The organism is Pseudoalteromonas caenipelagi (assembly GCF_013140855.1).
In the GTDB taxonomy this organism is placed as follows: Bacteria; Pseudomonadota; Gammaproteobacteria; order Enterobacterales; family Alteromonadaceae; genus Pseudoalteromonas; species Pseudoalteromonas caenipelagi.
In genome coordinates this window covers 122169-148022 of record NZ_JABBPG010000010.1, presented here as the reverse complement: position 1 = coordinate 148022, position 25854 = coordinate 122169, and the positions used below count along the sequence as shown (strand labels likewise).

Here is a 25854-nt window from a genome sequence, read left to right as displayed (position 1 = left end):
AAGTTTTAATCCAATATTGAACAACTACTTCGCGCTTGTAAGAAGGTGATTAGATTTTTCATATATTAGATTTCGAGTAATGATGATAGCTTACAGGTTGAGGTGTGATGAAAAGTTGTAATTAATTGGGACTTTGACTATTGATTTTTTATATTAAAAATATTGTTATTCACATCTAATTTTAAATTGATAAAGTCTCAAAGGTGTATTGCCAAGTTTTAATCTTAGTTGCCTTTCCTCCAATCTATTGATTCAATTGTTATTAACCTCTCTTTTTCATGCTTATTGGTATTTTTGAAAATGAAATGCTTCGAGTGCCACCAGTTTGCGCTTGCCTTTGTTTTTGAAAGCCAGAAAACCTCAAACCGAAAATTTTTTAATTTCACACTTTATTTATGTTGAAATAAAACATTAAATGATCTCATAATAAATTTATTATTACAATCTATACGCGGTGTTTTTTTGGAAAAAATTTTTATTGAGAACTTTAATTTAAAGGATGTATCCATTGAACGATTTGCTGCCTATATAGATTCTAACGGCACGCCACTGGTGCTGCCTACTATCTTTTCTATGGTTGTAAATCGTGAAGGGCGGGTTTTGCTCTCTAGGGTGAAAAAAGGTGAAGACGGAAATATAAATGAAAACTTAGAGTTTTCAGATTTGTCCGAGAATGTTATCAGACAGTATGAAAGCAAGCTTCTTGAATTTTTCGAGTATTGCGACAGTATGGCTAGTTCTGATGCTTCATTGCCTAATGTTCACAAACATACTCATGCTCCCTCAGAGTTCATTAACAAGTATATAAATGAATATCTAATTGAGCAGGAAGAGAAAGGAATGAAGTCTGTTGAACAGGCCAAGGTCGCATTGCAAGCTTATTACAACTATCTTGCGAAGATAGGCATAACATATATTAGAAATCTTTATATCCGTCCTAAGCAAAGAAAGAAGGCAAATAAAAATACAAAACGAAGAAGGGCATATAAGTATATTGCGAGGCAGACCAGAAGTACGATGTTGTTAAAAAGTAAAAGTTTGCGTGACGAGTTGATTTTGCAATTTGGCGTAATTTGCGGTCTACGAACTCATGAAAACACGTCCTTATTTTTGAATGACTTTACATATGGAAAAAAGAAGCAAAGTGGCTTCTTAACTATGTTTGCTGACCTAGAGTGTAACCCTGATGAACAAAGCTTTAAGTACCTCTTAACAATTACTAAAAGTAGAAGAAATGAGGGTTCTCCTTCTAGAGTAATTTACATTCCTCGCGAGCTATTGGAAAAGTGTCGTCAATACTATTTACTTGAGCGACCAGTTTCAGAAGATAATTGTTTATTTGTTAATAATGATCCCAATACTAAAGGCCAAGCCATAAGCCCCAGCACAGGAACTCGTATTTTCCGTGAAATAAAAAATACAATATTGGAACAAATTGTAAATGGAAAAATTTCTGAGCTACCACTTCATGAAGACAATTCATACCAGCATTTAAGACATAGCTTTGCTACAGAAAAATTTTATGAGTTGTGCGGTGACATTCCTCATCATGCAATCACCGAAGGACATTCTGTAGTCACCGAAATAGCTAGATTAATGGGTCATAAAATTAATAAGAAGAAACATGCTCAAGAAATAACGATGCGTTATATACGCAGCGTCGACGAGATGCTCATAGTCGAAGGGAAGAAATAGTTTAATCATGGAGAGCAAAAATAACTTTAAAGATGAAAACGTCGAGGTACTCAATATTCAATCTGAGTATTTTAGACAGAAGAAAACGAATATAAATAAGAGGTCAAGTATTGAATTTTTATCTGTCTTACCTAAATGCATCGTAATTGGAAAGCCTGTAAGACAGTCGGAACTTGTGTATGAGTGTGTAAACACACATGAAACAGCAAGGTTGCTCTTTGGAAGCTTATGCTTGCTATTCTTTCATGTTGCAGAGAATTCTGATGAATATGCGAAATTTAAGCTAGATCACATAGCTGATCGGTTTCCAAAGTTCACGGAATATATTAATCAACATGAGACAACAGATAGCAACCAATACCAAATCATTAAAAGCTTTGAGACCTATTTGGTAGAAAAAGGACTAAGCAACCAATCCGTACATTCTGTTTTTTATTTTATAAAGGAAGCTACAAAACTTGATGTATTGGGACTAGAACAAGTTGAAAAAATTAAAGCTATATGTAGTGCAACAAAGTTAATCCCAATAGAAACAGAGCAATACCCATTAGATAAATGGTTTACTGAGATAACATGGCTCAGAGGTGTGATGTCAGCAAAGGGAAAAAGTAGTGTCTACAAGAGATTAGCGTCACCTAAACTGTTAATGAAATCATTTAATCTGGTTGTTTCAGAAATAATGTTTTTTTTACAAAAAGTTAGTCGAGACTTTACGGATACTCTTAAATCGAATGGGTTTAATCCTGAACAACTCAGCATTTTCGATAAGATGAAAAGCCCCGCATGTCGCAATGCGAATAAGTTGCGAGTTTTATTAAGTTCTATATCAAAGGGTCAACAAAAAATGTTGCCAGAACATATAGATTTATTAATTTTTGATTGGATATCTGAAAGTGTTAGAGAAAAAGTTAATGCTCGGCTTCGAAATGAAAATGAACTTATAAAACGAAACTCTGAAAAAGAGGGAGGTGATCTTTGGTTTAACAAAGGAGTCATTTTTGATGAAAAGTTTTTAGAACAACTTTTTGATCACCTAAAAGATAACCAAGCGCCATACCCTGTAACTAAAGCTGAAGAGATATGTTTTTATTGGCTAAACTGTGCTCAGACAGTTCAAGCGAGCGATGCTTTAACGTTGAAGTATAGTGATTTCGTATTTCATGGTTCGTCATCACGTATTACACATTTTTCATGTGATTATTATAAATCGCGCGCCCATGATTTCAAATTTACCGACAGCATTGATGCTTCTTCGCATAATGGAAAAGCAATGTTGAACTTTTTGATGAATCGCAAGGACTCTGAGTCTTTACTTTCTTTAAATCGAAACAATGTTGATAGAGCAAGCTCAAGCTGGAAAGGAGTATTGGGACGAACTCTTCAAATTGCATTCCTACCCTTTGTTGAAAACAGTATTAGACAGGAAATAAAACATAGTAAATGCTCGACGCTATTTTTGGATTTAATCCAGTGTTTGCAAACTTGGGAGACTATGAAAAGTACGTCTTGGGTAAAAAAGCAAAAGGAAAAGGGGTTGCCCCATGATATGGAAGCTTACAGGAAAGCCACTCGTTATTGGGCGCCCAATCAATGGTTTACTGGTTCAATGATAAAAACTGCGGCAGTTCACTCAGATAGTTTGAATTTTCGTGTTGGCACTTTAGTAAATTATAATTCACACACACCTGAAACGGAGCAATCTGATTATTTGTCCAGTAACAATCAGGAGCATACAAACACTGTGGGGCGTATGATGCGATTGGTTATGGAGGATATTGAAACGGTTGCTTATAGACCTAATCATGAAGAAATAGAAAGTCGGCTTAAAGAGCGTCAAGCTCGTACAGAGTTAATTTCTGGTACTACAGGTAAACTGGAATCACTTAATTTATCGAACCAAGAGGAGCATGACAGCCAAGTTATTTTAAATGACAGTCAAGGCGATGTAATTTTAGTAGTGGAATCGACAGAAACAGTTGTTGAGTTTTTACATTATTTAGAACAAGCAAAAACCCATTACTCGTTACTAGCAAATCGTAACCCTGACTTCTTAGAAAAGCATGTTTTACCAACGTCTGAGTGGATGGATGACTTGCTGACGTACCGCTTTTCAAAAGATATTAAAACTAAAGGATACGAAGCATATGAGAATTACAAGTCTATGCTACCCCCTTTATTTTTCTCACAATTAGGTGCTTAGTTTTATGGCGATTAAATTACCTAAGTCGTTTTGCCATACGTCGTTGTATCGTCAGATTAGTATAAAAGTTGCAGGGATGACTCCAACTAAAGGGACAGCATTTTCAACAACGCTTATCCTACCTTTACAATCTAAAGGGGGAAATACAGATTGTAGTTTCCATTTTCATTGGTTTGATTTGCCTCAGTATAGAATGTCTGGGAGCTTTGTTCTTAATATAGAAGGGGAGGCTCTGAGTGTTAACACTTCGACATTGGCATGGTTATTATGGTCTGATACTGCTACGTCACTTAAGAGTACGCATGATAAGAAGCGCTACTTTGATGTTTTATTGAGAGTTTTTGGTTATTTGACACAAGAAAATTTGAATAGAATAACGTTGCAAACGATTGAAGATTTTCTAGAAGTTCTTCTGACTTATACTCCAACAGAGAGTGGACTAATAAAGCGGCTTGGTCTGAACTCTATCTCAACAATTAAACCTTTTGAGCCTAACACTATAAATCGGGTACTTAAACGATTAGGTATTGAAAACTATATAACTCAAGTATTTAGTAAAACAAAACTGACTCAATCACTCAACCAGGTTTGCTTACGTGTTGCTGACATGTCCTATGCCGATTATCAAAATGGAGGGTCATTTAACTTTTTGACCCTGGAGATTGGACAATATTACGTAGAGCATTTAAATGATGTATTTGAGAACCATTTTTTTTCGGCTTTTGCAGTAATTCGTCTGCTTCGTAATAAAAAACTTTTACTAGGAACATATAGCGACAACCCATTTAATCGTCAGCTTTATCATAATGCCTTAATGGGGATTCCTTTTGAGCAGCTAAGAGCTACTTTAAAGGGAAGTAAGAGAATGTATGAGCATTTATGTAGACGAACGAAGGAAGAATACTTGTCGTCATATAAAGAAGCAATGAGACGCTTTGCCTTATTTCGTGAAGAGTCACTAACTTATCTAGTTGATAAGCTTGATTTAATACATGATGAAGACAATAGACTGTTTTTGAAATCTATACTCGCTTTAGAACTATGTAGTGATTATTCAGGAGATCCAATTGACACGATAATCGATGACTTTTCACATGAGTTAAAATATACATCGAGCAGCGTACCTCGTTTAAGCAATGAGCGTTTTCAGTTAGTAAAAAAGGTTTATTTAGCAGAACTAATAGAAAAAGCTGAAATACCTATGCCAACTAGATCCCATTTGGCAGCAGCAGGTGTATACGATGCACACAGTTCTCCTGCAATCTCAAAGTACGACAAAGTGATAGAGAGAAATGGTTGGACCCTTATCATGGCGTTTTTGGGCTGGAGAGATTCGGAATATAGTTTCCCTGAGTCATCTATTCATTTGTTTCGAAATCATGATGTCAAAGATCAAATACGTTACCCAATTCGTTTTCTAATAAAATGGGAGGTTCCTAAGACAGGAGGCAAGACTAAAGTTGACAGAGAAGTAACGCTTTCGAGTTACATTCTATTGAAGCAACTGCAAGCGCTGCATGATGGGAGTCAAGATCAACCTATGCTTTACCGAACTCAGTTTGATGGAGAAGGTAACTTAGAAAGTTCAGCATTTTCCTCATCAACAAGAGGGCCTAAAGCATCTAGAGCAGGATGGGAACATTTTGTAGAGAGTTACACACCTTTCGTTAAGCTAGATGAACTTGATAGATTACAAGCAAAATCTAAGCAAACTGTACTTGAAGTAGTAGAGCAAAAGGAACTTAAATATTTGACTAAACTATTTTGCGATTCAAACAAAACAAAACAATTACGACAGGTGAGAGACAAAGTTCGTCAAGATTTACCTTACTTATTGGCATCTGGAATGCTATCTACAAACTTGGCATCAAATACCCCTAAACTATTAGTTCTGGCATATGTGAATGGCACAATGTCTGAAAGTGAAAAGGAAATTTGGAATTCACGTTTATCATTTGAGCAAAGAGAGTATTTATCCTCGCTTAACGAAAGAGAAGTCAAAAAACTCCCAAAAGTCATAGTTTGTGACTTAATGAATAGCATCAGAGAAGGTTGCGCTTACCCTACTCCTCATGCTTTTAGACATATATGGGCTGAGTGTGTTTACAAGCGTTACTCCGGTGATGTGGGTTGGTTGATTCGTACCAATTTCAAGCACTTTGGTGATCACTTTTATCGAAGATATCTTCGAGAAAAAAGTATGCAAAATTCTGAACAAATAGCTAAACGTCGTGTTGTAAGCTCCATCCTAAAGGCACATCTTAGTTCTTTAAAGAGTGACTCTCGAAGAGAGTTTGGTGGGAAAATGGATGTGTTTTTACGTCGTATACTAAAGCAAACTAAATTGCTAAATGTTGAGCAGTTAGGCGAGTTTTTAACTAAATTTGCAGAGCTAGAAATAGCAGATATAAAGGCTAACCCTTGGGGATTATGTTTACTTAAACGTCGAAACATGCGTCAAGCCAATTGCGCGGAATTTGGAGTACCTCAGCGTGAAAAAGCTGGAGTCGAATTTTGTATAGGTTGCGATAATCACTTTGTCGAGCAAGAGAATGTCGCTTTTATCATTATCAATGTAGCAAATCATGTAAGTGTATTAAAACAATCGAAATTACCCCCTAGCTTTAAGAAAGAAAGCCTACGAATAGTCAAAGAAACTATTAAGACCTTGAAGCAACTGGATAAGAACAGTCAAACCAATCGAAACAAACCATTTATTGAGGAAATGCAGTCAGCTATCAAGCTTACTGAGCAGCAGGAGATAGTATAAGCATGTCAGCTAGGCTTTGATAAGTGAAAGGTTTGGAAGAAGCTAATAAGTAAAATTGCTTTATAAGACAAATCAAAAAGACGATTTGATTAAAGCATACAACGCCATAAATGAGTTAAAGCTTACTTAAATGAAGTTAATATTTTTCTTAAACATCTTAAGAGCGAAAGAGCAAAATTAGTAGGATTAAGTTAGAATGAGTCTAATTGATATTTTAAATGAACAAATCGGACAAAGTGAGCCTAAAGAAGAGACGTTACCTGCATGGGTAAATCCAGAAAATGGTTCAAAGAAAGCATATGATGCTATTAATGAATTAAAGCTTGAAAAGTTGTCATACATTAAAACGCACTACTTAGTAGCTGATTTTAAAGCTAAGAAGAGATATAAGATAACGCAAATAGAAGTAGCAAAAAAAATAACAATGGCGAGGACTGGGCTTTTTACTCATGGCTCATATTCAAATGATCTGAATAAGTATTTAACTGAGGTTAATGAAGTTCTTGAAAATGAGAAAATTAATAGAGTTAAACCCAAGGGTCTGAACGCATGTTCAAAAGAGGAAGTTATCAACAAAGCACGTAATTATAAGGATGGCGAAGACTATTGGAAGAATAGAAGGTTGCTAGAGTTCTATGAGGACTTAATAGCAAAGATGCCTTTTAAAGATAGGCGAATACTTAGATTAACCTGATGTGGAACTAGTACAGAGTTGTTATTTAAATGAATAAGTCTTAACTTGAACTGTCAGATTCGAATAATAGAACTCAGATCAAATCTGACAGTCACATATGTGCCAGAGGCGGACGGTGGTAACGCCGCGTTAAGTGCTGAGCAACGCTAACACCCTACCTAAACCATTGTGCCGTAAACACTAAATTCGAAGCAAACCGAAAATGCCAAGCGTTGGGAATCCGTCTTAAACGCTTTGTTATATTTATCATTCCTCGAAATCTAAAAGCAACTTGTCTTGCGTGACCCCGAACACGGAAAAAGGATTAATTCCCATTGAGAACTCAACTCCATAAAATGGACTGAATGGGTAGTCTCGATACTCTGGGTACACTACCCCATCTGCGGCTGACATTAAGCCAGTTAGAGATTCAATTACATTAGACTCACTAATTGCATTTTTAGCAGAGGAAAGCATAAAAGGTATTTGCGGGAATGCTCCGAGTACATCTAATGCAATTTGGCTAACAACTTCATTGTTATCACTCTTGGCTAAAATCACAGAGTTACTTGCTGATTTGAGCAATTCAAAATTTATATGATATGCATCACCTTTTTCTAACTGCAAAAAATCTTGCTTTGGTGAAGGCATTTTCATGCCTTTTGGCAATAAAACAGTCTCGACATATGAGCAAGCTACAAAACAAAGTTTTGGTGTCAGAGGGTAAAATATCGCTGTCGTTGGGTTATCGAGGCACCCTGTCATGTAAACCGGATTATCAGTTCGTATAAAAAAGTCATCTTCATTCGCTTTGAGGATAAGCCAATCTCTCGATGCTATATATTTATTTTCTTCGCAATTAGAACAACCCAATATCGAGTTCTTATATGAATAGTCACCACCATTATTTCTCTCGATATGGTCACGATAGCGAAAAAAGCTCGGAGTTCTGACGGCTTGAGTAATAATAAATTGTGCCCACTTCATTCGCTGAGGAAAATCTAATATTTCTCCAGCGATTATTTTCTCGTAAAGTAATGCACTTTCATTTTCAAGCTCTAGATCGAGGCGGTCTTCGACTTCTTGTGGGTAGAGGTTTAGCTCATAACCCCATGCGGTTTTGCCAATATCTTTATGTGAATCAATTACTTTATTTCGGTGCTTACAAAAATAGTAGTATTTATAGCTCCAACCCGATTCTTCATTAGTCCAATATTTATTGGCTAACACGGGACTAAAGTGATTTTTATTTTTCGTGACTTTTCCCATTCCACCCCGAACCTTAAGATAAATATAACGCCGGACATAAGGTGCGCCAACACCAAACTAACCAAGCACACCGAACTCCATACCAAAACCGCCGAGTGTAACGCGTCACCTTGATGCCTCTGTTAGCTGCTTATTTCGTCAAATTGAGTGTATACATAATCACCCATTTCAGGCATATGCACACGTTTAAGGCCAAAGTTCTTACAAATAGCTGCAAACTCGAAATCATTAATTTCACGAGGAACTTTTTTACTTCTGTCTAGTGATGCAAACAGATTGTCGTTAACCTGAACCGTTCGAATTGGTTGCAAAAACCTAAAAGCAAAGTAAGCTGTTTCACACGCCCATACCCTTGTTGTCATTATGCAGTGATCATTATATTCTGGACGGCCTTCCAGCATTTTTAGTTTCTTGCAGTGGAAATTATTCCATTCATTTAACACATTAGAATTCAATGTTTTCTGTAAATCCCACAACATCACCAATATAAATTTATCACCAACATCTATTCCAACAGCACCAGAAATCCCGCAGTGTACCAACTCAAATTCATTTTTCTGGGTTAAAGAGTCAACAATAAAAACACTACCAAAGGAATCTGGATTAATCGTTCCACCACGAGACCAAATTCGGTAGAGCTTTCTAAATAACCTTATCTCAGACTCGTAGTCACCCACTTCAAGAATAAATCCTGACTCAGGATTTTTTATATCAGACTTGAGTGTTGAATCTCTGAAAATGAAGCCTATGTGAATTTTTAACGCCCAGAGATAAACTTCAAGTGGGTCATAAATACCATTAGCAATACGCCCTTCAATTTCAGCAAATTTTTCATTGTGCTCTTTTGTTGCAGGAACGACGACTTGCTTATATTTCAAGCAAGTACCATTAGGCAAATTAACCTTTTGGTTTGATAGGTTCATTTTTCGCTGAAGCCAAGCAGGAACAACATGTTCTTTAGTATCAGCCTGCTCACCACTAAATATACAAATCATAGTATTAAGGTAACCTTTTCCTTATTTTGCAGCTAACAGTTTATTAAGAGGCAAGTTGCCTCTTTTTCTACCGCAACATCGCCTGTTTACATACTTTAGCAATTTATAACACTAATAATTAGTTGTTACTAGTCAGATAGTTATTTGAAAATTAACATTTTATAAATTGCGGAAAACAGGCAAATTGGGTGTTAATATTATTAAGGAGGAAGTAATCATTAAGAAATGGAATAGGCATAATTTTTACTTCTAACAACGAAGAGTTTGTTATGTGCTTGGAGTAATTTATTCAATGACTCTATTCGCTCATAACTGCCTGTCAGATAAATTCTAAACCTATTTGCGTATACTGTCAGATCAGATATGAGCTACTACAATTTAAAGTTACAATGTAACTCATTGGGTGTCTAGCAAACTCTGGGAAGTCCATACATCGTTTTTTTTGGGTAAGCATAGAGAATCTTACTTGTAATGCCTTGCTATAAAAGTGCTTTTTTTCACTATAGTGTCAGATATTGTCATTAATAATGCTTTTTTTCACTATTGTGAATAATTACTAATTGACCTAAGTTTCTATACTTGATCTCTCTTACCTCGCTTGAGATAAATATAAGCACTGAAAGAAAGTGCCCGCTATTAAATTAAGAAGATCTACTTTTCGGCCTCACTTATGATAATCACGCGAAAAGAAGCTTCCGTTCAAGTAAACTGATTGCCCATAATATTGGGTCTTCAAAAAATTAGGTGAGACGACATGCTGAAAATTTACATAGATATGGACGATGTGTTGTGTGACTACTCTTCAAAAATAAAAGAGCACAAACAAAAAAATCCTGACAATCCTTTCCCACAAAGTTTACCTGGATTTTTTCGAAGCTTAGCCCCAATGGATGGCGCTTTAGCAGCAGTCGAACAACTAAGAAAAAATACCAACGTTGAAGTCTACATACTTACAGCACCTTCAACCAAAAATCCTTTATCATATTCAGAAAAAAGGCTTTGGGTCGAAGATAAATTCGGTTACGAAATGACCCATAACCTAATAATATGCAGCCATAAAGGGCTACTGAAAGGCGATATTTTGATTGACGACCACGCCAGCGGCAGAGGGCAGGAAATATTTGAAGGTAAACTATTTCATTTTGGAACTATAGAGTGCCCTGATTGGGAAACAGTATTAGGCAAACTCTCAAGCGAGCTAAGTTCTAATTCAAATTAGTTGAATTAACCTAAGAGAATTTAAGCTCCATCAGATTTAAAAATAATAAGCCTCGTTATTAACGAGGCTTAGTTTTGGTGAGCAAAATTTTAATAGCACTAGCTTATATCAGTTCTGATAGTTGCGTTTATTTAGGTGACAATTGTTGAAGGTTCAGCTTTGTTAACTGAATCTGGTAATTTAGATTGATATTTACCCATTTTATCATTTTAAAAAACAGCCATGTCTTCATGAGCTGAGTTCATTTTTTTAAAATCAGAATTTTTAAAATACTCGAAGTCCCGAATTTCTAATGTTTCTTGTTTAAATCTCCCAAACACTCCTAATTCTCTTTCATAGGTATCACTTAACTGGCTTTGCTTAATTTCGCCTTCAGATTCATATACTTCTGAAGGTGAAATTAAGATAGTGGATATATCAGAGTTGATATCTGAAGTGAGCACTAGTTGAACGTTATCGTCGCAGGTTTCGTCGACAATAATATTCTCATTATCGAGAGATACAGAGTCAGATGTGGTTTCAACTTTTACAATGGGAGCAGAATCTGGAATATCTTGAATGATATTTTTTGCAAATTCCATAAATAGCGGTTCGGCAGGCATGAGCATAATTGCTTCCTGATTTGGCTTATCCGTAACTCTCAATATACGACCTAAGATTTGTCTAAAATATAGCTCGGTAGTCACATTTGTTAGCAAGCAACAAACTTGCAATCTAGGAATGTTGGTGCCTTCAGAAATCATTCCTACACTGATCACCCACTTATCATTTGCTTTTCTGAATTGTCGGATAGCTTCGCTTGGCTTATCGTCATCACTTGTTACAACTAGCGCATCGTCACCTAATATTTTTCGTAAAATAGCGTGAATTTGCCAAGCATGACTAATGCTTGAGGCAACAATTAAGCCTGCTGAGTTACCATTTAAAGTCCTTAATCGTTCTAACTGAAAATTAGCTTTTATAAGCATCTGCTCAATAACAATCTCATTTTGAACGACTTTAGAGTAAGGAATTCCGGATTCCATTAATAGACTAGCAAACGACTTAAAATGCTGGGTTTCATCTTTTTCTGTGAGAGTAATATTGTCGTTATCAAGAGCGATGAGCTGTGGTATTCGGCAAACCTTGTCACGTATTGCTTCCTTTAAACCGTAAACATAATCACATTTTATTCTTCTTGTTACATCACAATATTTAGAAAGTGCGACAGGGGCAGCATCAGAACGCCAAGGAGTGCCTGTAAGCGAAATGGTAAATTCAGCACCATGCTTTATTTTTTCAATTATTGGTCGCCCCCATGAGTTAGCGTTATCAATATTTGATCCGGCGCAGTGGTGTATCTCATCAAAGATCACAAACACCCTATGGGACTTAAAAAGATCCCAAAACGACTCATCTAAATATTGCAATCCTTGATATGTTTTAGAGTTACCTTTGGCTCCGATGAGACCATCAAAGCGAGCATTTATGCTCTGCTTCAAGCTTTGGCTAAAATCGTAAGCAACGATTTTTGAAGGGGCAAAGCAAAACACTAAATCAATCATATCATGCTCAAATAGCTGCTTAGCTAGCTCTGAACCCATGAGAGTTTTACCTGCGCCTGGTGTCGCAAGAGCTAAAAAATGTTTTTGCCCTTCAGAATACTGCTTTAGTGCTTTTTCAACACATTCACTCTGCCACTTTCTTAATTTCATTAAGGTTTACTCACTGGGTTAAAAAGATTCTCAATCGCTTTGATTTTGCCAAGTAAAGCCGAGTTTTGTTCACGGGCTTGATTGTATTTATCTTGAAGTTGTTCGTTTAATTCTGGGTGAACTTGCGAGAGCTGTTCATACTCTTCTAGTTCTCCAAAACTAATTAATAGCTCTTTTTTGTAACGGTTTAACCTGCTTAACAATGGGGCCTTAACTTTCTCAGGGTGAGGGAGAAGATTCGGTTTTTCAATCATTGAACCTGTCGTTTCAGGCAGAATTTTCTCAGCATTGAACAGCGCTGTTTTTTTGTAGCTCACAGCGCCAGTTTTATTGGATTTAATTTTCTTTAACCAGTTTCTTCTTACTAGCTTTATCAATTCCGCATAACAGAACCTTCTAGCTTCTACAGGGCATAAACTTTTGTCTTCGTGCAATACAAGAAATGCGGCTCTTAACTCCAATGCTGAAAAGTTATCAAAGTTCTCAACAGAGACAATTTGAGCAATAAGAAAGTTTAACTTCATATGAACCCTCTTAAGATAGGTGTAGGTTTTAGGATAATAATCCGTGGGATTATAATCCGTGATAATATAATCCGCAATATGGGATCATCGATCTTTTCGTTTGGGGTAAATCGGATGAATGATCGAAACCAAATTTTTAGTGAAAAATTACGTGCAATAAGAACAAGTAAGAAGATTTCTCAAGATAAGCTGGCTGTCGCAACAAAAATTGATAGAAGCTATGTTGGCCGTATCGACAGAGGTGAAGTAAATATCACATTAGACATCCTCTATAAGATTGCGATTGCACTAGAGTGCGAACCCGCTGACTTTTTACCAAATCTAGAGCAGTTAAAAGAGACTGAAATTGAATAGTTTTAAAAGTGGTTAATAAAGCGTTCGTATGGCTCAAAATCAGGCGAACTACTTTTGTTTGATTGAAAACAAAATGAACATAAATTTCAAAAAGTTATGTAACTAAAATATATTTTTAGAAAATGTGTTTTGTTACACTAAATTGAATACAATATTGGATAGTAGGGCCTCAGGAATGGCTGATTTTAAAAAAATTGAAGAATTAGAAAAACGTTTGTGGTCAGCTGCTGACTCATTACGTGCAAACACAGGTTTAACTGCACAAGAATACTCCCGCCCAATATTAGGCTTAATCTTTCTCAAATATGCCGAATATCGCTTTACTCAAGCAAAGAATAAGATTGCTGAGCAAACGAATTCTCGCAGCCGTGGCGGTGGTGATATCAAATCTAAAATTCAAGCCGAAGGTGCAATGTATGTACCTGATGAAGCCTTATATTCAAATTTACTAGCCTTACCAGAAGGTGCAAACATTGGCGTAAATGTTAATGAAGCGATGAAAGCGTTAGAAGGTGAAAATGAAGCTATAAAAGATGCTTTGCCTAAAACGTTTACACGATTTGATAACGATATTCTTAAAAGCCTGCTTAAGAACTTCAATGACATCGACTTCAGCCTTGGCTCGGATATATTTGGCCGTATTTACGAATACTTCTTGAATGAATTTGCTAAAACAGAAGGTCAAGGTGGTGGTGAATTCTTCACGCCTTCTGCATTGGTAAGATTAATTACCGAGATCATCGAGCCATATCATGGCAAGGTATTCGATCCCGCTTGTGGTAGTGGTGGTATGTTTGTCAGTTCGGCGGACTTTGTAGCAAGTCATAATAAGAATGCGTCTGATGAACTCTCGGTTTTCGGCCAAGAAAAAACAGGTGATACAGTTCGCTTATCAAAAATGAACCTAGCTGTTCATGGTTTACAAGGTGATATCCGAGAAGGTAACTCTTACTATGAAGACCCGTTTGAGCTTGCCAAAGGTGAAGTTGTTGATGGTAAACAACACGGTCAGTTTGACTATGTAATGGCAAACCCTCCATTCAATGTGAATGAAATCCAAAAAGACCGTTTAGAAGGTGATAAACACCGCTTCCCTTATGGTATGCCTCGCAATGACAACGGTAACTATATATGGGTACAAATGTTTTACAGCGCGCTTAACCAAACAGGTCGTGCAGGTTTTGTAATGGCAAATTCAGCTAGTGATGCCCGTGGTTCAGAACAAGAAATCCGCCAACAGCTTATCGAAGATGATGCCGTTGATGTCATGGTGGCGGTATCGAGTAACTTCTTCTACACCGTAACGTTGCCATGTGCGCTGTGGTTCTTAGATAAAAACAAACCAGCGTACAACAAAGATAAAGTATTGTTTATTGATGCGCGCCATATCTTCCGCCAAGTTACCCGCGCCGTGCGTGATTACACCAGTGAGCAACTCAACTTTATCGCCAATATTGTGCGCTTGTACCGTGGGCAAGATATTGATAATACTTACCTAGAAACCCATCCAGACACTGGCAACGACGGTAAGTTTAAACTAGAAGACTTCTTTACCAACGACAATGGTGAACTGACTTACCAAGATATCGCTGGTTTATGTAAAGTGGCATCTAAAGCCGACATCATAGAACAAGGCTATAGCTTAAACCCTGGTCGCTATGTAGGAGTTGCTGAAGATGATCAGGAGCATGATGAAGACTTTGCAGCTAAGTTAGAAGCACTTCAAGAAAAATTAGAAATCTTGAATGCTGAGGCGCATGAATTGGAAGTATCAATTTCAAAAAATATTACTAAAGTGCTGGGTAGTATTTAGATGAACAATATTACCGTAACTAAACTTGGTAAACACATCGATTTTTTGAGTGGTTTCGCATTTAAAAGTAAATTATTTACTCAAAACTTCGAAGATATTCCTTTAGTAAAAGGCTCAAACGTTCACCAAGGTTATATAGACTGGGTTGGTGCTGTAAGGTGGCCTGTTTCTGAACATCCAGTAAAAGAAAAGTATTGGTTGGAAGAAAATGATGTAGTGTTAGCTATGGATCGACCTTGGATTGAGTCAGGTCTAAAGTTTTCATGGATAAAACCAGGCGACCCAAAATCACTGTTAGTACAACGAGTTTGTAGAATGAGAGGCGTGGATGGTTTAAGCACTCGCTACTTACGTTATTTGATAGGAAGCCCTCAGTTTACAAGTTATATTAAACCCATAGTTACAGGTGTAAATGTACCTCACATCAGTGGTCAACAAATTAAGGATTTCGAGTTCATCCTTCCTCCAGAAAGTACACAAAAGAAAGTTGCAGATATACTTGAGGGTTACGACGACCTAATCGAAAACAACAACCGCCGTATCGCTATCTTAGAAGATATGGCGCAATCTCTTTATCGCGAATGGTTTATTAACTTCCGTTATCCAGGGCACAAAGAAAACCTTGATGCCGATGGCAATCCTAAGCTTATTGACTCGCCACTAGGTCAAACCCCTGAGGGATGGGGAGTTAAAGAGTTTGCTGAGTCATTTGATTTTTGGAATGGTAAAAAGTGTGCTAAATCTGAAACTGGTGAGTTTGAGTTATATGGCGCTAACGGTATTGTAGGTAAAGCAGAAGAATGGAAGTATCAAAACGCGGTGATAATAGGTCGTGTGGGAGCTTATTGTGGAGCCGTTGAGTATTGTTTTGACAAATTCTGGGGGTCAGATAATACGATTATTGCTAAATGTAAGTCAGAGAAAAACATTTCATATTTGTTCTTGCTATTGGAGCACTTTAACTTAAACAAATATGCAGGAGGATCTGCACAACCACTTTTAACACAAACAACGTTAAAACAGCTGAAGTATATTGCGCCGCCAGAAGAGTTAGTTGAGCAATTTGAGGAGATTGCACATAAGTTTTTTGAGGGAGTGGTTAATTTAAAGAAAAGAAACCAAAACCTTAAACAACAACGAGATATGTTGTTACCCAAACTAATCTCAGGACAAATAGAATTAAAGGATTAAAATATGAATAAATTTATCATTTTTGTACATGGATTAGGTGGTGAAATAGAAAAAACGTGGGGGAAATTCCCACAGTTTTTGATGGATGATGATGAAATTGAACATACCGTAATTCAGTATGGATATACCTCACCGAACCCCATCAAGCAATGCTTCTTGCCTGCACCATCTATCCTGAGTATTGCAAATGGTTTGTTGACAGATATTAAAACACGCTGCGACATTGAAAAGGACGATATCATTCTTGTTGGTCATAGCCTTGGAGGGCTAGTTATTAGGCGGATGCTTTTAAGGCTTGATGCCAAAGGCACCAACCATAATATTAAAAAAGTCTGTTTTTTCGACGTCCCTCATGAAGGCTCTGGTTTTGCAAAAGTAGGGAAACATATAGCCTTTTTAAATAGGCATTTAAAGTCTTTGGCTAGTAACGCAACTGAATTAGACGATTTAAATGAGCAATGGGTAGATAAAAAACTTGATGCGCACCTAACCATATTAAGTGTCATTGATGCTAATGAAACTATCGTTTCTGCGATGAGTTCCAAAAGCATATTTAGACATCACCCTATTGAAACAATAAATGGCGTAAATCATAGCTCTATAGTAAAACCCAACTCAGAAGATGACACGCAGGTTTTACTACTGAAATCATTTATCAAAAATTCCCCTTCGGTTGGTAAATTTAATTTAGATGCGGCTAAGCCGATTAAAGAATGGCTGAAATATGATGAGCGTAAGCATGAGCTTGCTTACGAAGAAGATGAGCCAAGAAAAATAGCATTTTCCGCATTATCAGAAGCAATAAACTCTAATAGCTGTTTTGTCAGACTTACTGGTTTATCTGGTTTAGGAAAATCTCGATTATTGATTGAATATAAAAATAGAAATAACTTGAAAGATAGTGATTTTATTATTTTTAGTGGCGCTGAAAATACACACGCTGTTCAAGAGTCAATAAAAATAGCAGCAGAAAACGGAGCACAAGGGTTTATTATCATAGATAATTGCTCTGTGAATTTACATAACTTTGCAACAAATGCAATTGAAATTAATAACTCTCCTCTAAAACTTATAACGACATATTTTTATCACGAAGAAGAGAAGAAATTAAAAAATAGCATCAGAATAAAGCTAGACAAATTAGATAGTGAACAAATAGAAAATCTTATCGATATTAGCTTACCTGGTCTCGATACATCTTCAAAAAAACAATTAGAAAAATTTATTGAAGGCTTTCCTCTTTTAGCACAAATGACCATAAGAGAGCTTCAGCAAGAAGGGCGAATAACAACTCAATTTGATGAATCTGATCTCGTTGAAAAATTAATAAATGGTGATGGAAACCTAAGTGATCAAGCAAGAGAACTGCTCAAAGTCTTTTCTCTTTTCGATTATTTTAGATTTCAGAGAGGTGTTAGAGATGACGTTAATGAAGACGCTGAATTTTTAAAGCGTATTGCTGGAACAGACCAAATTACCTTCGAAAATACAATTATGACTTTCAACGAAAAAGAGTTGATTAATTGTACTGGAAGCCTAGCTCGCGTGGTTCCCAAACCATTAGCTTTAAACTTGGCAATGGAATGGTGGAATACAAGTGCATTTGATAGGCAAAGTGAAATTGTTTCCAATCTTCCGGCTATGCTACACGATAGTTTTTGCGATCAAATAAGATACTTAGACTCTTCGGTAAATGTGCAATCGTTTGTTGAAAATTTTTGTGCTGCTAACCACCCTTTCGGCCAAGCGGAATTGTTGCTATCTAAGCAGGGTTCAAGACTGTTTCGCGCATTAGTTGAGGTGAACCCTGCGGTTACAAATAATCAGCTACACAGAGTTATTTTGCGATTAACTGATAAAGAAATACTCGATATAGAAGGCGATGTTAGACGAAACTTAGTCTGGGCATTGGAGATGCTTGTTTTTCATAAATCTTGCTTTGATAAAAGTGCATGGACTTTATTTAAATTTGCGCAATTTGAAAACGAAAATTATAGCAATAATGCATTGGGGCAATTCTCGCAATTATTTCGCTGGCAATTATCTGGTACTGAAGCTGATTTTGACCAAAGACTGGCAATTTTGAACAAAGCTATTTCCTTAGACTTAGAAAGTGCAGATATTGTAATAATTAACGCTATTAAAACAGCTATGGACACTCACGGCGGCACAAGAACAATAGGAGCAGAGTTTCAAGGCACTAAGCCAGAATTGAAAGAATGGCATCCAAAAACATATCAAGAAATTTATGATTATTGGCAGTCTTTATTAGACATATTACTTGTAATTATTAAACGCGGTCAGTTAGTTGAACAGGTTAAAGATGCATTTGGTCATGAAATTAGAGGGTTAATCCGATACAAGCTACCAGAGAAGTTGGATCACTTTATTAAAGAAGTAATCAAACTTACAGGTAAATACTGGCCTGCCGCAGCTCAATCGATAACCCATGCTTTACATTATGATGCTAAAGGAATGAATGAAGAACAAATTGACTTTTTAAAGTCGTGGGAAAAGTTATTGTCCCCCGATGAAAATAGCATTGAAGAACAGTTGAAATTAGTCGTGCTTAATCCTTCGAGGGAACATGTAAAAGGAGATGATGGTCACTATATAGATATGGCAGCGGAAGATGCAAAGCGACTAGCAAAAACTCTTAACAATAAGCTTGATGATTTGTACCAACATTTTGAATTATTGATGACCTTTCCTGAGCAGAAACAAAGTTGGGTTTTTGCAAAACATATAGTGCTAGAAGCAGATAATGCCACAAAGATAATCAATGCAACTCTCGACTATTTGCGCAAGCACAACATTGTTAATACTCAGTTCCTTTCTGGTTTACTGTCTGGACTTAATGTAAAGGAACCTGCTCAATGGAAAGAAATGATCGAGTTAATAGGTTCAGATGAAAAGCTTATTCAATATTATCCTGACGCGATACGAACTGGTCGCTTTGAAATGTCGCATTTAGATGTTTTTATTAGATTGATCGCTGAAGAAAATCTCCCTAGTTATTCGGCCTCTACGCTTGTTTATGGGCGGGCAACTGAGCATTTAACTGAAGAGGAAATATCTAGCTTTTGCATGTCACTGAGCAAAATTGATGCGACAGCAAATTGGGTAGCACTTGATAATATGAACATGTACACACATGGTCGTACTGATTTGGATTTTACTCAGTTAAGAGAGACTTTAGCCCATTTAGTTCTTAATGTTTCTTTCAGAAAAGAAGATAAGACTCGCCATTCGGATAGTTACCATTGGTTAAATTCAGTTGAACGATTATTAAAGTCAGGAGACGCTGAGTTCGCATTACAATTATGTTCGCATGTTATTGATCAGGTTGGCGAAAATGATGTTGATTATTCAGATTTGTGGGATTACTTAAGTAATGCTTTCTATAAAGCCTTCGAAGTACATGGTAACTATATCTGGCCTAAGGTTGCTAATAAGTTTACTGATGGAAAAGCAATAAAACCGTATCGCTTAATTGACTTACTTGGTAGTGGTAAATCTTATAAAAAAAGAGATAAGAGCATTTTTGATATATTAGATCCAGAGGTAGTTGTTTCGTGGTGTAAAGATGAAATTGGCCTTCTTATAGTTGGCCGAGCAATTTCTATGTTTATCTCGCATGGAGAAGAGCGCGTAGTAAACCCTTTAATGATTCAATTACTGACTGAGTATGCTGATAATAGGCCATTTCTAAGTGAAATATCTGCGAATTTTTCAAGTAGAACATGGTCAGGTTCTTTAATCCCATATTTAGAAGCTGATAAGAAAATTCTTCAAACATTAACCGAACATACCAATATTAAAGTGAGAAATTGGGCAATAGGTTTCATAGAGAATATTGACCATCAAATTGAATATGAAGTAAAGCGTGACGCTGAAGAGCATATGTTAAGGAGTTAAAATGACATACACGGAAGATGCTTTAGTAGAACAACCTGCAATTAATCTATTTTCAGAATTAAACTGGGAAACAGCAACTTGTTGGGATGAGGTTTTTGGCTCTTTAAATGATGAGTCATTAAATAACGACTCTTTATTTTTTGGTAGAGAAACACGCAATGATGTTGTGTTGTTCGCAAGGCTTCGAGCTGCGTTAGTTAGGCTTAATCCAGGTATTAGCTCGTTTATAATTCAAGAAGCAATAGATGAGATTGCACGAGATAGAAGTGCAATGACACCTATTTCGGCGAACGAAGAAGTCTATGAGCTGTTAAAAAAAGGGTATGTTTATACTACAGATGCTGAGGGTGAAGACGATTGTATTGTTCGTTATATAAACTGGGATGATGTAACTGAAAATGACTTTTTGCTTTGTAGCCAAATGACAATATCGGGAGAAGTTGAAACACGACGCCCTGATCTATTAGGTTTCGTAAATGGCCTACCTATGTTATTTGTTGAATTAAAAGCAAGTCACAAAAATCTTCTTACGGCGTATAAGAATAATTTAGCCGACTACCGTAATAACATTCCTCAACTTTTTACTTTTAACCAAATAATCATTCTTTCTAATGGTGTTCAGTCCAAAGTGGGTTCTATATCTAGTCAGTGGGAGCACTTTGCTGAATGGAAAAAAATTGAAAGCGAAAAAGAAGAACGAAGAGTTAGCTTAGAAGTTGTGATACGTGGTGTATGCGAGCGAAACCGTTTTCTCGATATAGTAGAAAACTATATTTTATTCGTTAAAGGTAAACAGACAGCCAAGATTATCGCTAAGTACCATCAATATCTAGGGGTAAACCAAGCGCTGCTGGGCCTAAAGAGCGTTAAAGAGCGTGAAGGTCAACTAGGTGTGTTTTGGCATACTCAAGGCAGTGGTAAAAGTTTTTCTATGGTGTTTTTCTGTAAAAAAGCATTCAGAAAGTACCAAGGTAACTGGACGTTTGTTTTAGTGACTGACAGAACTGATTTAGATGATCAAATTTATAAAACCTTTAGTGCAGCAGGCATAGTAACTGAAAATTGCCAAGCGGAGTCAGGCAAAGAGTTAAAAGTGTTATTAGGCCAAGATCATCGCTTTGTATTTACTTTAATTCAAAAGTTTAAAGGTGATGAAAAAGGCTATTTTCCTGTTTTGTCAGAGCGTGACGATATTATTGTTATTACCGATGAAGCTCACCGTAGCCAATATGACTCACTTGCGATGAATATGCGTAATGCAATGCCGAATGCGTCATTTATGGCTTTTACTGGCACGCCATTATTAGCAGGCGAAGCAAAAACCCGTGAAGTGTTTGGTGACTATATAAGTGTTTATAACTTTGCTGATGCGGTTGATGATGGTGCAACACTTCCTCTTTATTATGAGAATAGAGTCCCTGAAGTTGCACTTTCTAACGATGACATAGGTAGTGATATTGCAGAGATTCTTGATCAAGCTGACTTAACAGAAGAGCAAGAAGCAAGACTTGAAAATGAATTTGCGAAGTCTTACCACATTATCACTCGTGATGACCGCTTAGAAACGATAGCTAAAGATTTGGTTGATCATTATATTAATCGTGAAGCCTTTTCAGATGGAATGTTAGGTAAGGCAATGGTTGTGTCGATTGACAAAGCCACTGCAATTAAGATGTATGACAAGGTTCAGGATGCTTGGAAGTTAAAGTTAACAAGCTTAAAAACACAGGCCAAGTATGCGAAAGGGAGCCGACTGAATAAGCTTCAATTTCAGATTGAACATATGGAGTCGGTAGACATGGCAGTTGTTGTGTCTGGTGGGCAAAATGATGATGAACGTTTGGCTAAAAAAGGTCTAAATTATAAACCGCATAGAGAAAGGTTTTTAAAAGAAAAGTTAGATGAGAAGTTCAAAGACCCAGAGGATAATTTACGGATTGTTTTTGTATGCGCCATGTGGCTTACAGGTTTCGATGCACCATCAGTATCGACACTTTATTTAGATAAACCATTCAAAAGTCATACACTAATGCAGACCATTGCCCGTGCCAACCGAGTTTACGAAGGTAAATCAGCTGGTCAGATTGTTGATTACATAAATATTTTTAGCTCTCTCCAACAAGCACTAGGTTTATATGGTGGTGGTGTTGCTGAGGGTGGCGCACCTTATAAGGTTGATAGCCCAGCGCAAGATAAGTCGGAACTAGTTTCAGCGCTAGGCATTGCTATTAATGAATTACAAGCATTTTTAAACACTAACGATATCGATATCAACGGTATCGTAAAAGCACCAGCTGATGGTTTTACTAAACTAGCTATGCTCGACAATGCAAGCGAGATCTTACTTGAACCTAAGAATAAAGAAGAGTTTACCGCATATTTGCGTCAAATAAATCGTATCTTTAAAGCTATATTGCCAGACGACAGTGCAAATGAGTATGTACCATACCGTATTGCAATTAACGTCATTTATACGCAAATGCGTTTGAAGTCAGGTTTATCAATTGATGATGAAGATGTGCTAGATGTCGTTCGTAATCAAGTAAATGATTTGCTAGATGACTCAATCTCTACAATCAAGATCCAAAGCAATTTACCTGATCCTATCAATATCGCTGAAATCGATTTTGATGCCTTAGCAACCATGGTGGCAAAAATTGAAAAGCCACAGCAATCAGATGCCGAACGGTTGAAGAACATTATAGAGCGCAAGCTTCAACCTATGGTACTGAAAAATAAAGCCCGCAAAGATCTCCAGCAAAAGTTTTTAGAGCTTATTGAAGAGTACAACTTGGGTGCTTATACCGCAGAAGAGTTCTTTAACCGTTTGAAAGACTTTATTGATGAGCTTGAACATGAAGAAAAGCGTACCGTGCGTGAAGGGCTTTCTGAGGAAGAGTTAGCGGTATATGACTTGATGATTCAAGATGCACCATTGGAGGAAAAAGAGCGTAAGCAAGTTAAAGAGATTGCTAAGGAACTGACGGAAAAGATTCAAGAGTTATTGGTGATCGATTGGCGGAAAAAACAACGCACAAAAGCCAGAGTTAAGAATATGATTGAAGAAGTGCTCGATAGCTTACCTGAATCATATGACGACGAATTATGGCCTAAAAAATGTAGCGAAGTTTATATGCATATATTTGAGAAATATCCTGGTCAAGGCCAGAGTGTTTATCATTAAAATTGTTGTTGAACCCCTACAAAGTTAACTGTATATTTATACAGTTAACTTTGTAGGGGTTCTATTTTGAAAAAGATAATTCATGTTGATATGGACGCATTTTATGTGTCTGTTGAAATCAGAGATAATCCCTCATTAGCTAATAAGCCTGTCGCTGTTGGCGGAAGCCGTAAAGCAAGAGGTGTTTTATCTACTTGTAATTATATCGCAAGAGAATTTGGCGTTAGAAGTGCAATGCCCACAAGTGTAGCCTTGCAAAAGTGCCCTAACCTGATTTTGGTGCCTGGTAGAATGGAAGTGTACAAATCAGTTAGTGCAAAAATACGGGAGATTTTTGAACGCTATACCAACATTATTGAACCTCTCAGTCTTGATGAAGCTTATCTTGATGTATCCAACTCTCAATTGTTTGGTGGCTCAGCGACATTAATAGCTCAAGACATTTGTCGCTCTATCTATGAAGAATTACAACTCACTGCATCTGCTGGTGTAGCTCCCATCAAATATTTAGCGAAAGTAGCTTCTGATCTGAATAAGCCTAATGGAATATATGTTATTCCTCCCAATGATGTTGATTCTTTTATCGATAATATGGAGTTAAAAAAAATTCCAGGTGTTGGTAAAGTTACAAACGAAAAGCTTCTAGCGGACAACCTCCAATATGGCAGGGATATCAAAGCATCTAGTTTAGAATATTTAGCTTCTCGTTATGGGAAACTTGGTCGCTTACTCTGGGAGAGGTGTAGTGGCGTAGATGATAGACCTGTAATGACTAGCAGGGAAAGAAAATCAGTCGGTGTTGAGCGTACATTTCCAGAAGATATTTTTGATATTTCTGTTCTTGAAGAAATCCTTTTTAAAAAATTAGTCCCAGAATTGGAGCGCAGGTCTGAAAGACACCTAAAAGATAGAGCAATAAACAAATTAGGTGTTAAAGTTAAGTTTTCCGATTTTCATCAAACGACAAAAGAATTCGCAACAGATAGGATTGATAATTCCATTTTATCTGAATTGCTCAGTGAAGCTTTTTCTAGAGGAAATGGAAAACGAGTACGCCTTTTAGGTGTTCACATCGGTTTATCACCAAACAAAGAAGATACAGAACAGATATCTTTTGAGTGGTAAATAAAAGGTTATTTACTTTATTTGTGACTCTTAAAAAAATGAACAATAGAAATTGAACATACCGTATAGGGTGAGACTTTACCTTGTAAATTTTTATTGCTCTGCTTTTATTGGTTATTTTCGGTATCGTATCCTTTAAAGCTCCGAACTTGTTCAATATTAGATCACGATTCTTATCTTATGCGGCCGTTGAGATGCGTGACAATCCTGAACTTGCAAAAGTTCCCATGGCCATTGGCGGTAATAGTCATCGTGGGGTTTTGTCTACTTCTAATTATTTGGCGCGTGAATACGGTGTACGCTCGGCAATGTCCAACTATCAGGCTAAAAAGCTATGCCCTCACCTGGTGATAGTGCCCGGCAGAATGTCAGTTTATAAAGACGTGTCGGCACAAATCAGAGGGATTTTTGCTCGTTATACCAATCTGATCGAGCCGCTGTCTTTAGATGAAGCTTATTTGGATGTAACAAACTGCGCTCAGTTTGGCGGCAGTGCCACTTTAATAGCACAACAAATTCGCGCAGATGTCGAACGTGAAACAGGCTTAACTGCTTCAGCAGGTATCGCACCCATCAAATTTTTAGCCAAAATAGCCAGCGATGAAAACAAGCCTAACGGTCAGTTTGTTATAACACCCAATGAAGTGAATGACTTCATTGATACCTTGCCTTTAAAAAAAATCCCCGGCGTAGGTAAAGTGACGCAGCAAAAGCTATTGGCACTTGGCTTTCAGTATGGCTGTGATATTAAAGCAAGTAGTGAAGATTTTTTATATCAACGCTTTGGTAAATTTGGCTCAGTGCTTTGGCGGCGTTGCCATGGCATTGACGAGCGAGAGGTTGAAACGCACAGAGTAAGAAAGTCTGTGGGTGTTGAGACAACATTTAGTGAAGACACCAATGATGAAGTCGAGTTAACGCGGCGCTTGGTTGAGTCGCTATTCCCAGAGCTTACTCGTCGAGCACAACCGTATATTGACAATCGAGGTATGAATAAGTTGGGCGTTAAAGTGAAGTTTTTTGACTTTCAAGTTGTTAGCAAAGAATGTCAATACGATAGTTTAAACGTTGATGTTTTATCCACATTGCTAAAGGAACTGCTCGCTCGCTACCCAAGTAAACCGGTACGTTTGATAGGCATTAATATTGGCCTTGCTGATAGCAAAAGCTGTCAGGCGCAGCTGGGACTATTTGATAGCGAGTAGGCTTGCCGTTATCTTAATAGAGTTT

Annotated in this window: 16 protein-coding genes; 12 read left to right on the top strand and 4 right to left on the bottom strand. The window is 37.0% G+C overall.

The window, feature by feature from the left end:
• Positions 1-462 precede the first annotated feature (462 nt).
• The 4 genes from HG263_RS19035 (at position 463) to HG263_RS19020 (ending at position 7359) form a co-directional block, all read left to right on the top strand.
• Positions 463-1695, top strand: a complete 1233-nt coding sequence (locus HG263_RS19035; protein ID WP_171627664.1) for a tyrosine-type recombinase/integrase — start codon at positions 463-465, stop codon at positions 1693-1695.
• A gap of 7 nt (positions 1696-1702) precedes the next feature.
• Complete coding sequence (locus HG263_RS19030) at positions 1703-3895, top strand: hypothetical protein (RefSeq protein WP_171627663.1); 2193 nt, start codon at positions 1703-1705, stop codon at positions 3893-3895.
• Positions 3896-3899: 4 nt separating this feature from the next.
• A complete protein-coding gene (locus HG263_RS19025; protein WP_171627662.1) occupies positions 3900-6665 on the top strand; it encodes a hypothetical protein in 2766 nt (921 codons plus the stop codon).
• A gap of 196 nt (positions 6666-6861) precedes the next feature.
• Positions 6862-7359, top strand: a complete 498-nt coding sequence (locus HG263_RS19020; RefSeq protein WP_171627661.1) for a hypothetical protein — start codon at positions 6862-6864, stop codon at positions 7357-7359.
• A 246-nt stretch (positions 7360-7605) separates the two neighbouring features.
• Here HG263_RS19020 and HG263_RS19015 read toward each other — a convergent pair whose 3' ends face one another.
• Both HG263_RS19015 and HG263_RS19010 read right to left on the bottom strand, forming a co-directional pair.
• Complete coding sequence (locus HG263_RS19015; protein WP_171627660.1) at positions 7606-8607, bottom strand: DUF4238 domain-containing protein; 1002 nt, start codon at positions 8605-8607, stop codon at positions 7606-7608.
• A gap of 122 nt (positions 8608-8729) precedes the next feature.
• Positions 8730-9602, bottom strand: coding sequence for a hypothetical protein (locus HG263_RS19010; protein WP_171627659.1), 873 nt, complete (start codon positions 9600-9602; stop codon positions 8730-8732).
• Between the two features lie 754 nt (positions 9603-10356).
• Between HG263_RS19010 and HG263_RS19005 the strand changes: the two genes are divergently transcribed.
• Positions 10357-10821 (top strand): 5' nucleotidase, NT5C type, encoded by a 465-nt coding sequence (locus HG263_RS19005; protein WP_216628502.1) that lies wholly within the window; start codon positions 10357-10359, stop codon positions 10819-10821.
• A gap of 209 nt (positions 10822-11030) precedes the next feature.
• Here the strand turns inward: HG263_RS19005 and HG263_RS19000 are convergent, their stop codons facing one another.
• A complete protein-coding gene (locus tag HG263_RS19000) occupies positions 11031-12515 on the bottom strand; it encodes a DEAD/DEAH box helicase (protein WP_171627658.1) in 1485 nt (494 codons plus the stop codon).
• Positions 12515-13039 (bottom strand): VspR family transcription factor, encoded by a 525-nt coding sequence (locus HG263_RS18995; protein WP_171627657.1) that lies wholly within the window; start codon positions 13037-13039, stop codon positions 12515-12517. The genes HG263_RS19000 and HG263_RS18995 overlap by 1 nt, the downstream gene beginning before the upstream one ends.
• A gap of 114 nt (positions 13040-13153) precedes the next feature.
• Between HG263_RS18995 and HG263_RS18990 the strand changes: the two genes are divergently transcribed.
• The 7 genes from HG263_RS18990 (at position 13154) to dinB (HG263_RS18960) (ending at position 25829) form a co-directional block, all read left to right on the top strand.
• Positions 13154-13393, top strand: coding sequence for a helix-turn-helix domain-containing protein (locus HG263_RS18990; protein ID WP_171627656.1), 240 nt, complete (start codon positions 13154-13156; stop codon positions 13391-13393).
• 175 nt (positions 13394-13568) lie between these two features.
• Positions 13569-15206, top strand: coding sequence for a type I restriction-modification system subunit M (locus tag HG263_RS18985; protein ID WP_171627655.1), 1638 nt, complete (start codon positions 13569-13571; stop codon positions 15204-15206).
• Positions 15207-16397 carry a restriction endonuclease subunit S gene (locus HG263_RS18980; RefSeq protein ID WP_171627654.1) on the top strand — a complete coding sequence of 397 codons (1191 nt, stop codon included), beginning with the start codon at positions 15207-15209 and terminating at the stop codon, positions 16395-16397.
• Between the two features lie 3 nt (positions 16398-16400).
• Complete coding sequence (locus tag HG263_RS18975; protein ID WP_171627653.1) at positions 16401-20315, top strand: alpha/beta hydrolase; 3915 nt, start codon at positions 16401-16403, stop codon at positions 20313-20315.
• A 1-nt stretch (position 20316) separates the two neighbouring features.
• Positions 20317-23499, top strand: a complete 3183-nt coding sequence (locus HG263_RS18970; protein ID WP_171627652.1) for a type I restriction endonuclease subunit R — start codon at positions 20317-20319, stop codon at positions 23497-23499.
• A 66-nt stretch (positions 23500-23565) separates the two neighbouring features.
• Positions 23566-24624 carry a DNA polymerase IV gene (gene dinB, locus HG263_RS18965; protein ID WP_171627651.1) on the top strand — a complete coding sequence of 353 codons (1059 nt, stop codon included), beginning with the start codon at positions 23566-23568 and terminating at the stop codon, positions 24622-24624.
• A gap of 194 nt (positions 24625-24818) precedes the next feature.
• Complete coding sequence (gene dinB, locus HG263_RS18960) at positions 24819-25829, top strand: DNA polymerase IV (RefSeq protein ID WP_171627650.1); 1011 nt, start codon at positions 24819-24821, stop codon at positions 25827-25829.
• Positions 25830-25854: the final 25 nt, after the last annotated feature.

Bases quoted from the DNA above. Each gene is read 5' to 3' on its own strand.
- HG263_RS19030 (WP_171627663.1), top strand. From the start codon at position 1,703: ATGGAGAGCAAAAATAACTTTAAAGATGAAAACGTCGAGGTACTCAAT.
- HG263_RS19025 (WP_171627662.1), top strand. From the start codon at position 3,900: ATGGCGATTAAATTACCTAAGTCGTTTTGCCATACGTCGTTGTATCGT.
- HG263_RS19020 (WP_171627661.1), top strand. From the start codon at position 6,862: ATGAGTCTAATTGATATTTTAAATGAACAAATCGGACAAAGTGAGCCT.
- HG263_RS19015 (WP_171627660.1), bottom strand. From the start codon at position 8,607: ATGGGAAAAGTCACGAAAAATAAAAATCACTTTAGTCCCGTGTTAGCC.
- HG263_RS19010 (WP_171627659.1), bottom strand. From the start codon at position 9,602: ATGATTTGTATATTTAGTGGTGAGCAGGCTGATACTAAAGAACATGTT.
- HG263_RS19005 (WP_216628502.1), top strand. From the start codon at position 10,357: ATGCTGAAAATTTACATAGATATGGACGATGTGTTGTGTGACTACTCT.
- HG263_RS19000 (WP_171627658.1), bottom strand. From the start codon at position 12,515: ATGAAATTAAGAAAGTGGCAGAGTGAATGTGTTGAAAAAGCACTAAAG.
- HG263_RS18995 (WP_171627657.1), bottom strand. From the start codon at position 13,039: ATGAAGTTAAACTTTCTTATTGCTCAAATTGTCTCTGTTGAGAACTTT.
- HG263_RS18990 (WP_171627656.1), top strand. From the start codon at position 13,154: ATGAATGATCGAAACCAAATTTTTAGTGAAAAATTACGTGCAATAAGA.
- HG263_RS18985 (WP_171627655.1), top strand. From the start codon at position 13,569: ATGGCTGATTTTAAAAAAATTGAAGAATTAGAAAAACGTTTGTGGTCA.
- HG263_RS18980 (WP_171627654.1), top strand. From the start codon at position 15,207: ATGAACAATATTACCGTAACTAAACTTGGTAAACACATCGATTTTTTG.
- HG263_RS18975 (WP_171627653.1), top strand. From the start codon at position 16,401: ATGAATAAATTTATCATTTTTGTACATGGATTAGGTGGTGAAATAGAA.
- HG263_RS18970 (WP_171627652.1), top strand. From the start codon at position 20,317: ATGACATACACGGAAGATGCTTTAGTAGAACAACCTGCAATTAATCTA.
- dinB (WP_171627650.1), top strand. From the start codon at position 24,819: ATGCGTGACAATCCTGAACTTGCAAAAGTTCCCATGGCCATTGGCGGT.